This is a genomic window from Mycolicibacterium parafortuitum (assembly GCF_002086815.1).
Classification (GTDB): domain Bacteria; phylum Actinomycetota; class Actinomycetes; order Mycobacteriales; family Mycobacteriaceae; genus Mycobacterium; species Mycobacterium parafortuitum.
In genome coordinates this window covers 61199-76469 of sequence record NZ_MVID01000027.1, presented here as the reverse complement: position 1 = coordinate 76469, position 15271 = coordinate 61199, and the positions used below count along the sequence as shown (strand labels likewise).

The 15271-nt window shown below is 70.1% G+C and carries 14 protein-coding genes; 11 read left to right on the top strand and 3 right to left on the bottom strand.

The features are described 5' to 3' along the window. The first annotated feature begins 33 nt into the window (after positions 1 to 33). Genes BST38_RS23570 through BST38_RS23520 form a run of 11 tightly spaced genes read left to right on the top strand, consistent with a single transcriptional unit; the run spans position 34 to position 11728 of the window. Positions 34 to 921 carry a nitrilase-related carbon-nitrogen hydrolase gene (locus BST38_RS23570; protein ID WP_165761636.1) on the top strand — a complete coding sequence of 296 codons (888 nt, stop codon included), beginning with the start codon at positions 34 to 36 and terminating at the stop codon, positions 919 to 921. Beyond that, positions 918 to 1784, top strand: a complete 867-nt coding sequence (locus BST38_RS23565) for an FAD binding domain-containing protein (protein WP_083145911.1) — start codon at positions 918 to 920, stop codon at positions 1782 to 1784. The genes BST38_RS23570 and BST38_RS23565 overlap by 4 nt, the downstream gene beginning before the upstream one ends. Next, positions 1781 to 4222: a xanthine dehydrogenase family protein molybdopterin-binding subunit gene (locus tag BST38_RS23560; protein WP_083145910.1), complete on the top strand. Its 2442-nt coding sequence runs from the start codon at positions 1781 to 1783 to the stop codon at positions 4220 to 4222. The genes BST38_RS23565 and BST38_RS23560 overlap by 4 nt, the downstream gene beginning before the upstream one ends. Before the next feature lie 8 nt (positions 4223 to 4230). Further along, complete coding sequence (locus BST38_RS23555; protein WP_083145909.1) at positions 4231 to 4731, top strand: (2Fe-2S)-binding protein; 501 nt, start codon at positions 4231 to 4233, stop codon at positions 4729 to 4731. Further along, entirely contained in the window at positions 4728 to 7091 is a 2364-nt protein-coding gene (locus BST38_RS23550; protein WP_083145908.1) for a xanthine dehydrogenase family protein molybdopterin-binding subunit, read from the top strand. The genes BST38_RS23555 and BST38_RS23550 overlap by 4 nt, the downstream gene beginning before the upstream one ends. Before the next feature lie 43 nt (positions 7092 to 7134). Further along, the gene (locus BST38_RS23545; protein WP_083145907.1) at positions 7135 to 7962 is read left to right on the top strand and encodes a cyclase family protein; all 828 of its coding nucleotides are present in this window, start codon (positions 7135 to 7137) and stop codon (positions 7960 to 7962) included. A gap of 32 nt (positions 7963 to 7994) precedes the next feature. After that, positions 7995 to 8708, top strand: coding sequence for an SRPBCC family protein (locus BST38_RS23540; RefSeq protein WP_083145906.1), 714 nt, complete (start codon positions 7995 to 7997; stop codon positions 8706 to 8708). Beyond that, positions 8705 to 9271, top strand: coding sequence for a carboxymuconolactone decarboxylase family protein (locus BST38_RS23535; RefSeq protein WP_083145905.1), 567 nt, complete (start codon positions 8705 to 8707; stop codon positions 9269 to 9271). Before BST38_RS23540 ends, BST38_RS23535 begins: the two co-directional genes overlap by 4 nt. Before the next feature lie 14 nt (positions 9272 to 9285). Further along, entirely contained in the window at positions 9286 to 10248 is a 963-nt protein-coding gene (locus tag BST38_RS23530) for a zinc-binding dehydrogenase (protein ID WP_165761635.1), read from the top strand. Beyond that, positions 10245 to 11201 carry a PDR/VanB family oxidoreductase gene (locus BST38_RS23525; RefSeq protein ID WP_237160898.1) on the top strand — a complete coding sequence of 319 codons (957 nt, stop codon included), beginning with the start codon at positions 10245 to 10247 and terminating at the stop codon, positions 11199 to 11201. Before BST38_RS23530 ends, BST38_RS23525 begins: the two co-directional genes overlap by 4 nt. Positions 11202 to 11212: 11 nt before the next feature. Next, entirely contained in the window at positions 11213 to 11728 is a 516-nt protein-coding gene (locus tag BST38_RS23520) for a nitroreductase family protein (RefSeq protein WP_083145902.1), read from the top strand. A gap of 9 nt (positions 11729 to 11737) precedes the next feature. Here BST38_RS23520 and BST38_RS23515 read toward each other — a convergent pair whose 3' ends face one another. The 3 genes from BST38_RS23515 to BST38_RS23510 form a co-directional block, all read right to left on the bottom strand. Continuing rightward, the gene (locus BST38_RS23515; protein WP_237160897.1) at positions 11738 to 13819 is read right to left on the bottom strand and encodes an acyltransferase family protein; all 2082 of its coding nucleotides are present in this window, start codon (positions 13817 to 13819) and stop codon (positions 11738 to 11740) included. Positions 13820 to 13959: 140 nt separating this feature from the next. Next, the gene (locus tag BST38_RS29450) at positions 13960 to 14130 is read right to left on the bottom strand and encodes a hypothetical protein (RefSeq protein WP_165761633.1); all 171 of its coding nucleotides are present in this window, start codon (positions 14128 to 14130) and stop codon (positions 13960 to 13962) included. A gap of 58 nt (positions 14131 to 14188) precedes the next feature. Continuing rightward, positions 14189 to 15268 carry a sulfate/molybdate ABC transporter ATP-binding protein gene (locus tag BST38_RS23510; protein WP_083145901.1) on the bottom strand — a complete coding sequence of 360 codons (1080 nt, stop codon included), beginning with the start codon at positions 15266 to 15268 and terminating at the stop codon, positions 14189 to 14191. Positions 15269 to 15271: the final 3 nt, after the last annotated feature.

Genomic DNA, 15271 nt, shown 5'->3' with positions numbered 1-15271 from the left:
GACTTCGACTGTATTGAATGTTACGCTCGCCGTGTGACGGATCGACGGACGCACTCACGGCGTGAGCAGGGCTCGCTCACGGTCGCGCTCGAACAGATCGATGTCGCCGTCGGCGCCGTCGAGGGCAATCGTGGCACCGCGCTGAACCGGGCGCGCGCCGCGTTCACCGGCGGCGCCGATCTGGTGGTGCTTCCGGAACTCGCGATCAGCGGCTACGTCGTCGACCGAGACCTCGCCGCCGAGGTCGCCGAACCGCTCGACGGTCCCACTGCGGCCCAGTTCATCGGTCTGGCAGGCGAATTCGACGGTTTGGTGACCTACGGGTTCTGCGAACGGGCGGGCACGGAGCTGTACAACACCGTCGTGGTCGTCGACGGATCGGGGCCGGTGCTGCACTACCGCAAGCTCCATCTGTTCGACCGGGAGAAGGATGTCTACACCCCGGGTGATCTCGGACTTCCGGTGGCGGACACGGCCTTCGGGCGCATCGGGGTGTGCATCTGCTACGACCTGCGCTTCGTCGAGGTGTTGCGCGCGCTGTCGCTGCGCGGCGCGGACCTGGTGCTGGCACCGGCGGCGTGGGTCGGCGGCTTCGACCGCACCGTACCGGTGACAGGTGGCACCAGACACGTGGATTCGGTTCTCGCGCAAGCGAATCTCGACCAGGTCGCGGTGGTCGCGGTGTCCCAGGTGGCCGGTGCCGCACGCGGTGGGCCCGCCACCCTCGGCGGCTCGGTGGCCTGTGACGCCTACGGTGAACTGCTCACCGGTCCGCTGTCGCGTACCGCGGCGGATTCGGCGACCGCCGTCATCGACATCGAGGCGGTCCGTGCCGCGCGAGTGCGCGGCGAGCGGATCCGTCCCCGCGACGACCGGCGTACTGACGTCTACGCCCTGAACTACGGAGGGGATGCCTGGTGAAACCGCGGTCCTTCACCTACCACGCGCCGACGGATCTGGAAGAGGCACTGGGCATCCTGGCCGCCGATCCCGACGACGCCAAGGTGCTCGCCGGCGGGCAGAGCCTGGTGCCGATGATGAATTTCCGGTTGGCCAGCCCCGCGCAGCTGGTCGACATCAACCGGGTGCCCGGGCTCGACGGAATCGAGACCGTCGGCGACCGTGTGGTGATCTCGACGCGGACCCGGCACATCAAGGTCCAGAACAACGCGGTGCCCGGCCCGCTGGGCTCGCTGCTGCGGCGGGCGGCCGCGCATGTCGGGCACCTGCCGATCCGCACCCGCGGCACGTTCGGCGGCTCCATCGCGCACTGCGACGCGGCGTCCGAGTGGTGTCTGGTCGCGTCGCTGCTGGACGCCGAGATGACCGCGGTGAGCCTGGCGCGCGGACAACGCACCATCGCCGCCGCCGACTTCTTCCAGTCGATCTTCACCACCGCGCTGGAACCCGACGAGATCCTGCTGTCGGTGTCGCTGCCCGCCCTCGATGACACCTGGCGCACGGGAATCGCCGAATTTGCCAGGCGGGCAGGCGATTTCGGTGTCGTGACCGCGACCGCGGCAGTCCGTGTCGTCGACGACGTGGTGACCGAGGCCCGGGTCAGCCTGGGCGGGGTCAGTGAGGTGCCGTTCCGCAGCGAGGCGGCGGAACGCACGCTGCTGGGCCGGCCGCTGACCGAGGAGGCGCTGGTGGCGGCCGCCGACGCCGCCGCCGAGGAGGTGGACCCGCCGAGCGACACGCACGGCGATGCCGCGTATCGCCGCGATCTGGTGCGTGCGCTGCTCCCGCGCGCACTCGGCGAGGCGACGACGGTCGGGGCATGATGGCCGCCCCCACCGAACCGGGCACCTGGACCGGGCGGGCCCTGCCGCGGCTGGAGGATCCCGCCATCGTGCGCGGCTGGGGTACCTACGTCGCCGACATCGCGTCCCGCAACGCCGGTTGCGCCTATGTGCGCTTTGTCCGCAGCACCGTGGCCTCGGGCCGCATCCTGTCGATCACCGCACCGCCTGGCGTCACGGTGTTCACCGGCCGCGACCTCGCGGACGTCGCGCCCATCGAGGCCGCGCTGCACCGCCCCGACTTCGTCGCGGTCGGTACCCCGATTCTGGCCACCGACGTCGTCCGCTTCGTCGGCGAGCCGGTCGCGTTCGTGGTCGCCGACAGCGATGCCGCCGCCGAGGACGCCGCCGAACTCGTCGACGTCGACATCGAGCCGCTGCCCGCGGTCCTGTCGGCGCCCGACGCGCTGGCCGAAGGCGCACCGCTGGTGCACGATTCGGTACCCGCCGATCACCAGAACGCACCGAACACGATGGTCGACGGCCGCGTCACCACACCCGGCGCAGCGGAGGCGTTCACCCGCGCCGACGCGATCGTGCCGGTGCGGGTCAGCTCCGGACGGCAGAGCGCGATGCCGCTGGAGGCCAGGGCGTCGCACGCGGCCTATGACCGCGCCGACGGTCGCATCACCCTGCATTCGACGCTGCAGATGCCGCACATCACGCGCACCGGCATCGCCGACTGCGTCGGAATGGCCGAAGACGATCTGCGGGTGGTCGCGCCCGACGTCGGCGGCGGATTCGGCGCGAAGATGACGCTGGCCCGCGAGGACGTCGCGCTGGTGTGGGCGGCCCGCACGCTGCGCCGCGACCTGGCCTGGATCGAGACCAGGGAGGAGAACTTCCTGGCGGCCTGGCACAGTCGCGAACAGGTCTACGACATCGAGGGCGCCTTCACCGCCGACGGTGAATTGCTGGCCCTGCGTGGCGATCTCATCTGCGACGTCGGAGCCTACTGCTGCTACCCGGTGACCTGGGCGGTGGAGCCGCTGATGGCACTGGCCGAACTGCCCGGACCGTACAAGGTGGCCGAGTACGACGTGCGCTCGCGCGCCGTCGCCACCAACAAATGCCCGATCGCCCCATACCGCGGCGTGTCGCGGCCGATGCAGGTGCTGGCCATGGAACGGCTGATGGACCGCGCCGCGGCGCACCTCGGCATCGACCGGGTCGAGATCCGGGACAAGAACCTGATCTCGGAGTTTCCGCACCGCGCCCCGACCGGGCTGGTCCTCGACGCGGCGTCGCACCGCGAGACGCTCGCCGAGGCGGCGCGCCTGGCCGACCTCGACGATTTCGCGGTGCGGCAGGAACAGGCCCGTAGGCAGGGTCGCTATCTCGGAATCGGGTTCTCCTGCTTCGCCGAACGCACCGGCTACGGCACACCCGCCTTCGCGGCGCGCTCGCAGCCGTTCGGCCTGGACCCGACCAAACCGGCGCCGGTCATCACTCCCGGCTTCGAACGCGTCATCCTGAACATGGACCCGTCCGGCGGCCTCACCCTGCGCATCGGCGCATCGCCGCACGGACAGGGGTTGAAAACGACACTGGCGCAGGTGGTCTGCGACGAGCTCGGGATGCGCCCGGACCAGGTCAGGGTGATCGCCAGCGATACCGACGCGACCCCGTACGGTTGGGGCAGCTACGCGAGCCGGGCGATGGTGATCGCCGGAGGCGCGTCGCTGATCGCGGCGCGCGAACTCGCCGAACGCATCCGCGGGCTGGCAGCCGACCGGCTCGGCGGCCTGCCCGACGACATCGTGCTGGAGGACGGGACGGCGCGGCTGCGCGGCGGCACGGAGGCGGTCGAGCTCGCCGTGATCGCCCGCGACACCTACCATTCCAGCCATCTGATCCCGGACAAGGGCCAGCCCGCGCTCGAAGCGGTCGGCACCTACGACCCGTCGGGCACCTTCGCCAACGCGTGTCACGTCGCCGAGGTCGAGGTCGACCCGCAGACCGGTCAGGTCCGGGTCACCCGGTTCCTCGTCGCCGAGGATGCCGGCAGGTTGATCAACCCGGCGATCGTCGACGGGCAGATCCACGGCGGCGTGGTCCAGGGCATCGCCAACGCACTGTTCGAGGAACTGATCTACGACGACCGCGGCGTGCTGGTGACGACCTCGCTGATGGACTTCCTGCCGCCGACGGCCGCCGAGGTCCCCGACATCGAGATCTCCCATCTGTACACGCTGTCCCCGGCGTCGCTGACCGGGGCCAAGGGCGTCGGCGAGGGCGGCACCATCGGTGCGCCTGCCGCCATCGCGAACGCGATCAGCGACGCCCTGAGTCCGCTCGGTGTCGGGGTGTTCCACCTGCCCGCGACCCCGCACCGGATCCGGTCGGCGATCCGAGAGGGTCGCGACATCCGACCGGCGCCCCATCCGTCCGATGCTGCCGTCCCGGCGCCCCAGCAGTAGGAGAGCACATGACGTCACTTCGCCTCTACGTCAACGGCGACCGCTACGACATCGACGTCGAACCGCGCCGGACGCTGGCCGATGCGCTGCGCGACGACTGCGGCCTGACCGGTACCCACCTGGGCTGCGAGCACGGCGTGTGCGGTGCGTGCACCGTGCTGCTGGACGGCCAGCCGATCCGCGCGTGCCTGATGTTCGCGGTGCAGGCCGAGGGTGCCTCGATCCGCACCGTCGAGGGACTGGCCCCCGACGACACCGCCCTGCATCCGGTGCAGCAGGCGTTCTGGGACAACCACGGGCTCCAATGTGGTTTCTGCACACCGGGATTCCTGACCCTGATCGCCGGCTACCTGGAGGAGCACCCCGACGCGGGCGAGGACGAGTTGCGCGACGTGCTGTCGTCGAACCTGTGCCGCTGCACCGGATACCAGAACATCCTCAAGTCCACGCTGTGCGCGCAGCGCGCGATGCGCGGTGACGAACCGGCCGACGCCGAGACCTCCGCATGATCGGGGCCCGCGCCAGGCGCATCGAGGATCCGGTGCTGCTCCGCGGGGCGGGCCGGTTCGCGGCCGACACCAGCCACAGCGGCGAACTGCACATGCGGGTGGTGAGATCGCCGATCGCGCACGGCCGCATCGTGTCGGTCGACGTGTCCGCGGCGCTGCTGCTCGACGGGGTCGTCGCGGCGTGGTCACACGAGGACATCTCCGGCCTGCCCGCGATCGCGTTCCGGCTCACCCCGCGCGACGAACTGCTGCCGTACCGCCAGCCCGTGCTGGCCCGGCGGTTCGTGCGTTACGTCGGCGAACCGGTCGCGGTGGTGTTCGCCACCTCGGCGTACCTGGCCGAGGACGCCGCCGAGCTCGTCGAACTCGACATCGAGGCGCTGCCCGCGCGCATCGACGCGGATCTGGACCCGATCACCTGGGTCGACGGCGAGCAGGCCAGCTGGGCCGCGGGAACGGGCGCGCAACTGGGCGAACAGGATTCCGAGGCGACGTGTTTCGTCGAGGAGTACGGCGACGTGGACGCCGCGTTCGCGGCCGCGGCGGCGCTGGTCGCGGCGGGCACACACCGCATCGTCGAGATGGACGCGCGAATCGGGCGGCACACGGGTGTGCCGATGGAATGCCGAGGTCTGGTGGCCCGGTTCGACGACGCCGACCAGCAGCTGGTCATCGACGGCGCGGCGAAGGTGCCGTTCTGGAACCGCGAGGCCATCGCGGCGATCACCGGGCTGCCGCCGCATCAGGTGGTGGTCCGCGAGACCCACGTCGGCGGCGGGTTCGGCCCCCGCGGCGAGCTCTATCCCGAGGACGTGCTGGTCGCCGTCGCGGCGATGCGATTGCGCAGGCCGGTCAAGTGGATCGAGGACCGTCAGGAACATCTCGTCGCCACCAATCACTCACGGGGACAGCACCATCGGCTGCGTGCCCTGGTGCGGGTCTCGGACGGGTGGATCGAGGCCATGGAGGCCGACTTCATCCTCGACCAGGGCGCCTACGTGCGCACCCACGGTGCCACCGTCGCGTCGCTGACCGCGTCGATGCTGCCCGGGCCGTACGTGATCCCGCACTTCCGGGCCACCGCGCACGTGCGCCTGACACACAAGACGCCGGCGGGCACCTACCGGTCGCCGGGTCGGTACGAGGGCACGTTCGCCCGCGAACGTCTGGTCGACAAGATCTGCAGGGAGCTCGGGCTCGACCCCGCCGAGATGCGCCGCAGCAACTTCATCCCGGCGGCGCAGATGCCCTACGAACGTCCCATCCAGGCGATGGGCACCCACCTGGTGCACGATTCGGGCGACTACGAGCTGCTGCTGGACAAGGTGGCAACGGAGTTCGATTTCGCAGGCATCCGCGCCGATGTCGAGAAGCGGCGCGCGGCAGGGGAACTCGTCGGCTTCGGATTCGGGTTCTTCGTCGAGAAGAGCGGTATCGGTCCGTTCGAGGGCGCCCGCGTCTCGGTCGACGTCAGCGGCAAGGTCACCATCAGCTGCGGCGCGTCCTCGGTGGGGCAGGGGGTCGACACCGTGCTCGCGCAGGTGGTCGCCGAGAGGCTGCGGATCCCGCACGACACGATCCGGGTGGTCCGGGGCCGCACCGACCAGTTCGAGTACGGTCGGGGAGCGTTCGCGACGCGGCTGGCGGTGATGGCCGGATCGGCGGCCAAACATGCCGCAGACGCTCTGGCCGACAAGGCCATCCGGGTGGCCGCCCACCACTTCAAGGTCAGCACGGAAGAGGTCGACATCGCCGACGGCGCGGTCGCCGTCGTGTCGGACCCGTCGCGGGTACTGACCTTCGGCGAGGTCGCCCGGCTGCTCGAACCCGTCAACGCGGGCGAGATGAAGGAGGACCCGGGGCTGTCGGCCGACGGCTGGTTCCGGTCCGACCACATGACCTACCCGTACGGCCTGCACGCCGCGGTGGTGTCGATCGACCGCGGCACCGGCAACCTGGCCGTGGAACGGTTCATCGTCGGTTACGACGTCGGTCGCGCGCTGAATCCGACTCTGGTGGAAGGCCAGATCGCCGGAGGCGTCGCCCAGGGGCTCGGGGGAGCGGTCTACGAGGAGTTCCTGTACGGCGAGGACGGCACCCCGCAGTGCACCACGTTCATGGACTATCTGATCCCGACACTGCTCGAGGTGCCCGACGTCGAGACGTTGATCACCGAGGACGCGCCGAGCCCGATCAACCCGCTCGGGGTCAAGGGCGCCGGCGAGGGCGGCACCACGGCCGTCGGCGCCGCGATCGCGTCGGCCGTCGACGACGCCCTGCGGATACCGGATTCCATTGTGTCGGTGCCGATCCGGCCGGATCTGGTGCGTCGTCTGGCGAAATCAATTTCAGTGACATAGAATCAACTTCAATACAGTTGATTCGGTTTGAGCGGAGAAATACATGCGCATCGTCGATCTGACCCATCCGTGGGGCCTGCACACCCCGGGCTGGGTGGGCTATCCGGGCAACAAGATGTACTACACCCAGAACCTGCAGACCAACCAGATCGTCTCGCAGCGCATCGAGGCCTCGCTGCACTCCGGCACCCACCTCGACGGCCCGATGCACGGCACCGACGGCGGTCTCGACATGGCCTCGCTGCCGCTGGACTACCTGATCCATCCGGGTGCGATCGTGGACGTCTCGGACGTGGTCAGCGACTGGGATCTGATCGAGCCCGAGCACATCACCTCCAAGGTCGAGGTGAAAAAGGGTGACATCCTGATCATCCACACCGGCTGGATCGACTACTACCAGGGCATGCCGAAGCAGGATCTGGTGCGCTACTTCACCATGCACCCGGGCGGCAGTGTGCGACTGGCCCGCTGGATGGCCGAGATGGAGATCCGTTGGTGGGGAATCGATGCCGGCTCGGGCGATCACCCGATGAACACCACGATCCGCAACATGCGCCCGGATCTGCTGAAGAAGTTCGAAGAGCACGTCGGCATGACGTACTCGGAGTTCTTCGGCGGTGAGTACGAATACACCCATCACCTGTCGGGTCGCGAGGTCAAGTCCGACATCTTCCCGATGCACCACCTGGCGTTCCAGGACGGCTGCATCCATGCCGAGAACGTCGGCGGCGACCTCAAGACGGTGCTGAACCAGCGCGCCATCATCGGTGCGTTCCCGTGGAAGATCGAGGGCGGCGAGGCCTGCCCGTGCCGCATCATGGCGTTCTTCGACTGCGGCGAGGACGAAGTCATCGAGGGTTTCGCGGGCTGAGCCCAGCCCCGGACCGATCAGGAAGGCCCCCAATGGCAATGCAGCTGAAGAACCAGTTCGAGATCGACGCCGACCTGGACCAGACCTGGAATCTGCTCACCGATCTGGAACGGATCATGCCCTGCATGCCGGGGGCCGCCCTGGACGGCGTGGACGGGGAGGACTTCCTCGGCAACGTCAAGATCAAGGTCGGTCCGATCGGCGCGCACTTCCGCGGGACAGCGCGGTTCCTGCAGAAGGACGACGCCACCTACAGCGCGGTGATCTCGGCGTCGGGCAAGGATCCCAAAGGGCAGGCGGCCGCGAACGCGAAACTGCATGCGTGGCTGGAGCCGGTCAGCCCGACGCGCACCCGGGTGCTGATCGACACCGACCTCGACATCAGCGGCCGGATGGCGCAATTCGGCCGCGGCGCGATCGCCGACGTGAGCAACCGGCTGATCGGGCAGTTCGTCTCCAACATCTCCGGTCTGCTGACCCAACCGGCGGCCCCGGCGGCGGGCGCGCCGCCGGTATCGGCGAACGGCACCGCGCCGTCGGCTCCGGCGTTCACGCCCGCGCCGGCCGGCGAGGCCAGCATGAACCCGATGGAGTTCATCCTGCCGATGGTCAAGGAACGCTACGGGCAGGCGTTGATCGGCGGAGTGCTCGGATTCGTGTTGAGCTGGTTGGTGTTCGGCCGCAAGGTGAACAAGACGCCGCGGTATCCCTACCTGCCTTACCCGTATCCGCAGGGTCCTCAGTGAGCCGGCGGCTGCACAATCTGACACCCGGTGAACTCACCGAAGCCCAGCGCGCCGTCTACGACGGCATCACCGGCGGTGACCGGCTCAAAGGCACCCAGCATTTTCCCGTTGTGGCGCAGGACGGTTCGCTGACCGGTCCGTTCGGCATCATGCTGCACGCCCCCGGTGTCGGCGACGTGCTGCAGCAGCTCGGCGCCGCGATCCGTTACCGCACCGGGCTGACGGCGCGGGTGCGCGAGATCGCGATCCTGCTGGTGGGTGCCGCGATGGGTTCGGAGTACGAGTGGTGGGCCCACGAACGGGTGGCGCGCGCGGTCGGTTTCACCGACGACGAACTTGAGCAGCTGTCGGCCGGGGGTTTCGACAGCCGCGATCAACAGGAGCAGGCCGCCGCGGATCTGTGCCGCACGCTGATCTCCGGTGCGGCCGTGGCCGACGACGACTACGCCCGCTATCGCGACGTTCTCGGCGTCGAGGCGGTCATCGAGCTGACCACCCTGGTCGGTTACTACCGGACCCTGGCGCAACTGATGGCGGTGTTCGACATCGGCATCCCCGAATGAATCGAGGAAAACCCATGGTGCGACAGGTGATTCTGGACGACACGCGGGCCGTGCGCATCCGCGAGACCGACCTTCCGCCCGCCGGTGAAGGCCAGGTGCGGGTGCGGGTGTCCCGTGCCGGCGTCAACTTCTGGGAAGTGATGCAGCGCCACGGCCGTGTCCCGCTGCCGGAACACCGGGTGCCTGGCCTCGAAGGCGTCGGCGTGGTCGACGAGGTCGGCGCAGGCGTCACCGGTCTGGCACCGGGCCAGCGTGTCGCATGGTCGAAGGTGCCCGGCAGCTATGCCGACGTCGTCGCGGGCCCCGCGGTCTCGTTCGTCGCGGTGCCGGACGCGGTGTCCGACGACACCGCCGCCGCGCTGCTGTTCCAGGGGCTCACCGCGCACTACCTGTGCCAGGACGCGTGGCAGGCCGGCCGCGGCGACACCGCGATCGTCACGGCCGCCGCGGGTGGCGTCGGTGTGCTGCTGACCCAGTTGCTGGTGGCCCGGGGTGTGCGGGTGATCGGGGTGGTGTCGAAACCGGAAAAGGCCGACACCGCCATCCGGGCCGGCGCCGCGACGGTGCTGACCTACAGCGACGACCTCACCGGTGAGGTCCGGGCGCTGGCCCCCAACGGTGCCGCGGTGGTCTACGACGCCGTCGGTGCCGGGGTCGCCGAACCGCTGCTGGGCACCCTGCGTCCGCGCGGGGCGATGGTGCTCTACGGCGCGGCATCCGGCCGGGAAGCCGACATCACCGCCGCGAACCTCGTCGCGGGCTCGTACTTCTTGACCCGTGCGGCGGGCCGGGACTACCTCGGCGAGCCGGCGGCCGTCGCCGAGCGCTCCGCGGTGCTGCTCGGCCTCGCCGCCCAGGGTGTGCTCAATCCCGTTGTCGGTGCCCAGTTCTCACTGAGCGAAGCAGGCGCCGCATGGGACGCGCTGGAATCCCGGTCCACGGTCGGCAAGCTGCTGCTGGCCCCGTCCGCCCCGTGAGCCGCCCCGCCGAGTTCGAGGCCGACGTCACGGTCGTGGACAAGGCCGCGCGGGCCGACGGCGTCGTCACGCTGACCTTGCGCAGGGCCGACGGGCAGCCACTGCCACGTTGGACGCCGGGTGCGCACGTCGACCTGATCCTCGACGGTGCGCCGACCCGGCAGTACTCGCTGTGCGGCGACGCCGACGACGAGGACACCTGGCGGCTGGGCATCCTGCGCGACCCCGACAGCCGCGGCGGCTCGCGGTACGTGCACGACAGCCTCGCCGTCGGCGACCCGGTGCGGATCCGGGGCCCGCGCAACAACTTCGAACTGGTCGAGGCACCGTCCTATCTGTTCATCGCCGGCGGGATCGGCATCACCCCGATCCTGCCGATGATCAGCGCGGCGCAGGCCGCCGGTGCGGACTGGAGGCTGGTCTACGGCGGGCGGCGGCGCGCCTCGATGGCCTTCCTCGACGAACTCGCGGGGTACGGCGACCGGGTGTCGGTGCACCCGCAGGACGAGACCGGTCTGCTGGATCTCGACGCGCTGCTGGCCGCGCCGAGACCCGGCACGCTGGTCTACTGCTGTGGCCCCGAGCCTCTGCTGGTGGCGGTCGAACAGCGTTGTGCGGCTTGGCCGTCGGGTGCACTACAGGTGGAGCGTTTCACCGCCCGGGCGGCGGCCGAACCTGTCCGGTCCGAGGCGTTCGAGGTGGAGCTTCGCTTGTCCGGCGTGACCCTGACGGTCCCTCCGGACCGGTCGATCCTCGACGTCGCCATCGACGCCGGCGTCGACCCGCTCTACTCCTGCGCGGAGGGTACCTGCGGCAGCTGTGAGACCGTGGTGCTCGACGGTGAGCCCGAGCATCGCGACTCGGTGCTGACCGCGGCGCAGCGCAGCGCCGGCGACTGCATGATGATCTGTGTATCGCGGTCGCGCACACCGCGGCTGGTGCTCGAACTGTAGAGGAGAGATCTGTGCAAACCTGGGATGCGGTCCGTGCCCGGCGCAACATACGGACCTACCGCGACGACCCGGTGGCCGAGGCCGACCTGCTCCGCATCGTCGAGGCGGGCTGGCGGGCGCCGTCGGCGAAGAACCGCCAGCCCTGGGATTTCGTGATCGTCACCGATCGCGCGCAACTGCAGGACCTCTCGACGGTGTGGCAGGGTGCCCGCCATATCGCGGCGGCACCCGCGGCCATCGCGATCGTGGCCCCGGAACCGCCCGACGAGCGCCGTCGCGTCGTCGACCAGTACGACCTGGGCCAGGCCACGATGGCGATGGCGATCACCGCCGCCGATCTCGGTATCGGCACCGCGCACTCGTCGGTGGGGGAGCAGGACAGGGCCAGGGCGATTCTCGGTGTGCCGGACGACCATTTCGTCGCATACCTGCTCGGTGTCGGCTATCCGGCCGACCGCCCGCTGAAGCCGATCAACAAACCCGACCGCAGGCCGTTCGACGAGGTGGTTCACCGCGGACGCTGGTGACCGCCCGCGTCACCACCACCCGGTGGCCGCGGCGATCTGGCGGCCGAGTTCCTCGGTCATCGTGCGCACATAGGTCGCCGAGAGGTGATGCGAGTCGTGGTAAACCAGGATGTTGCCCTCGGTGACCCGGCAGTGCTCGGCGTCGCACACCGCGTCGGTCATGTCCAGCGGGTGCAGCAACGGATAGTCCGCCGCGGCCTCCAGCGTCGGATTGATCTCCGACAGCGCCCAGGACCGGTCCACACCGCAGCTCACCGAGTCGCCGCCCCGGGACAGGCAGTCCGTCGGGTCCTTGAGCCAGCCGTTGCGGATCAGCCACGGGGTGTCCCGCATGCCGAGAATGCTGATCCCGTTGCTGGACAACGCATCCCACACGCCCAGGTAGCTCTCCGGTACCAGATCGCCGGGCCCGCTCACATTCGGCCGCGTCGTCGTGGTGAACACGTAGTCGGGGCGATCGGTGATCAGCTTCTCCATCGCGTGCTGGTTCCACTCGTGACACTGCGGATAGTCCTTGTCCGACAACGCGATCGTGGGCACCATCTCGGTGGTCAGCGGGCAACCCATCTTCAGGTAGGTGACCACCCGGAAACCGTGTTGCATGCCGAGGATGTCGAGCGCGGTGATCCAGTGTTCGGCGTGCGAGCCGCCGGCCAGGGCGATGGTCCGGGCGGCATCCGGATCGCCGTAGATGCAGTTGATCAGCTCCGCGGTGACGAAATCGCTGATGCAACCGTCCTTGGTGGTGGCCGGGATGTCGTCGGCGGCTTCCAGCACCGTCGGCCGGATGGGCAGTTCGGGCACCCGCATCTGGCCGGTCAGCGCACGCGCGCCCGGATAGTCGCGTTCGGGAAGCTTCGCGAGTTCGTCGCCGCTCGCGCGCTGCAGCACGACATGCTCGCGCCACCCGAACGACGTGACCGTCAGCGCGACGGCGAGCAGCACCACCGACGATCCGAGCGCGACCGTCGGACGGCGCATCCAGCCCCAGTCCCGGACGGCCCGCTCGGCCGGCTCGTCGACGTGCCGCAGCGGATTCTCGATGAGCCGGTAGGTCAGGTAGGCCAGGATCAGCGACACGGCCAGCACGCCGAGCCCGTCGAGGACGCCGACGTGGGGTTTGCCGGTGTGCACCAGCCAGAAGATCAGCAGCGGCCAATGCCACAGGTACAGCGAATAGGCCATCGCACCGAGCACCACGAGCGGGCGCGACCCCAACGCCCGCAGCACCGGCGATTCGGCCGCCGGCCGCCCGGCACCTGCCGCGATCACCAGCAGGGTCGCCCCGACAGGCACCAACGCCCACGGGCCGGGGAACTCCTGTGCGCCGTCGATCAGCACGCCACACGACAGGATCGCCGCGACGCCGACCACCGCGGCGACGGTGCGCAGCCACGTCGGCATGACCAGTCGGGAGAACACGAGCGCGGCAAGCACTCCGGCGAGCAGTTCCCAGGCCCGCGCGAAGCTGTCGTAGTACGCCGATGCCTGGTTCTGCCCGTGCGCGACGGTCGCGTACCAGAACGACGCGACGGTCAGCGCGGCGAACACCACGCCGAGCACGGCCTTCAGATGGGTGCCGACGAGCCGGCGCAGCACGAACGCCAGGCCGAGCGTGGCGGCCAGCATCGCGATGTAGAACTGCCCTTGCACCGACATCGACCACAGGTGTTGCAGCGAGCTGACGGCCTCGCCGGCCCTGGTGTAGTCGGCTGCCGCATCGGCGAGGTACCAGTTCTGGTAGTAGCCGAGGCTGGCCAGGCTCTGATCGGCGAACGACTCCCAGCGGGTCTCCGGCTGCAGCGTCACGGTCAACACCGCGGCGCCGCCGAGCACCACGATCAGCGCGGGTAACAACCGCCGCGCCAGCCGTCGCAGCATCGGCAGCGGCGACAGCGACGCCTCGGGCGACAGTGCCCGGTTGAGCACCATGCCGCCGAAGAAGTACCCGGACAGCACCAGGAAGACGTCCACCCCGCCGGAGACGCGGCCGAACCAGATGTGGAAGACCGCGACCAGTGCGATCGCGACCCCGCGCAATCCGTCGAGGTCATCGCGGCGGCGGCGGACAGTCGAGGTCGCAGTAGCCAACCCGCCCGACACCGTCACCGCCTCACTGATTCCAATCGACACACGCGCCGGGTCAGCGTCACCGGCCGATGTTGGGCAGTAATTTACCGATTCGGCCGCGATGTGCCTATTCGGCGGCGCCGCTGTGTCGGCGGGTGAGGCTAGCCGCCGACGTTGTCATGGGGTGCGACGACGAAGGACAGCCCGCCGTCCTCCCTGGTTCCGTGCTTCGGTTCGATCGGGGTTTCGCGTCCGCACACCGGGCAGGTGGCCGCCCGGTCCGGCGGCGGATCTCCCGGCAGTTCGCGGCCGCTGCCCGCACACTCGTGCATGGATGCTCCTCGGTCGTGGTTCGACGGTCCGGCAGCCGGGATACCCGCCGGGAGCGCTTCACCCACCCCCCGGCACGGCGGGATGCAACCCCACCTCCTGGGCCTTGACGACGAAATGGACCGTCTGACCGGGCGCGAGTTCGAGGTCGGCGGCCGCGGCGGCGGTGATGTCGGCCGCCGGCCCGGCGCCGCCGTCGGGCAGGTCGACGCTGCGCACCCGCACCAGTGCGCCGTGCATCTCGATCTCGGCGATCTGCACAGCGATCACGTTCCGGGGGCTCGCGTGCGGTGCGTCCAGGTGCACTGCGACCGCGTTCGGTGCGAACAGCGCGACCGCGGGCGCCCCGGCCTCGACGTCACCGGTCCCGTGGATGTGGGTGTTCCAGCTCGTCCGCAGCACCCCGGGCCCGACCACGGTGCCCGGGATCAGGTTGACGCCCGCGATGCGCGCGGCGAAACCGCTGCGCGGCGCGGTCAGCACCGCCCGCGCCGGGCCGTTCTCGACGATCCGGCCGTCCTCGACGACCACCACCCGGTCCGCGATGGCCAGCGCGTCGAGCAGGTCGTGGGTCACGATGACCGCCGCCCGTTCGCGCAGCACATCGCACAGCAGCCGGCGCAGCCCGGGCGCGGCGGCGACGTCGAGTGCCGCCATCGGTTCGTCCAGCAGGAGCAGCCGCGGTTCGGCGGCCAGGGCGCGGGCGACCGCGACCCGCTGCGCCTGCCCGCCCGACAGCTGGGCGGGCCTGCGGTCGGCCAGGTCGGCCGCGCCGACCGCGGCCAGCCAGCGTTGCGCGGTGGCCCGCGCATGCCTGCGGGACTGCCCGCGGCAGCGCGGGGCGTAGCCGACATTGGCGGATACCGACATGTGGGGGAACAGCATCGCCTGCTGGCCGAGCATCGCGACCCCGCGGGCATGCGGCGGGGTGAACACGCCGGTCGCGGTGTCGGTGACCACCCGTCCGGCCACCTCGACGCGCCCGTCGTCGGGGCGCAACAGACCCGCGACCAGCTGCAGCAGGGTGGACTTGCCCGCGCCGTTGGGCCCGAGCACGGCGACCACCTCACCGTCGTCGACGTGCAGGTCGAACTCGACGCCGCGCTGCTGCAGGCGGGCCCGCACCCGCGCCGCGCTCACAGG

What these genes read in the sequence shown, in the direction of transcription:
- BST38_RS23530 (WP_165761635.1), top strand. Translation starts at nt 9,286, where the DNA reads ATGGTGCGACAGGTGATTCTGGACGACACGCGGGCCGTGCGCATCCGC.
- BST38_RS23560 (WP_083145910.1), top strand. Translation starts at nt 1,781, where the DNA reads ATGATGGCCGCCCCCACCGAACCGGGCACCTGGACCGGGCGGGCCCTG.
- BST38_RS23550 (WP_083145908.1), top strand. Translation starts at nt 4,728, where the DNA reads ATGATCGGGGCCCGCGCCAGGCGCATCGAGGATCCGGTGCTGCTCCGC.
- BST38_RS29450 (WP_165761633.1), bottom strand. Translation starts at nt 14,130, where the DNA reads ATGCACGAGTGTGCGGGCAGCGGCCGCGAACTGCCGGGAGATCCGCCG.
- BST38_RS23555 (WP_083145909.1), top strand. Translation starts at nt 4,231, where the DNA reads ATGACGTCACTTCGCCTCTACGTCAACGGCGACCGCTACGACATCGAC.
- BST38_RS23545 (WP_083145907.1), top strand. Translation starts at nt 7,135, where the DNA reads ATGCGCATCGTCGATCTGACCCATCCGTGGGGCCTGCACACCCCGGGC.
- BST38_RS23540 (WP_083145906.1), top strand. Translation starts at nt 7,995, where the DNA reads ATGGCAATGCAGCTGAAGAACCAGTTCGAGATCGACGCCGACCTGGAC.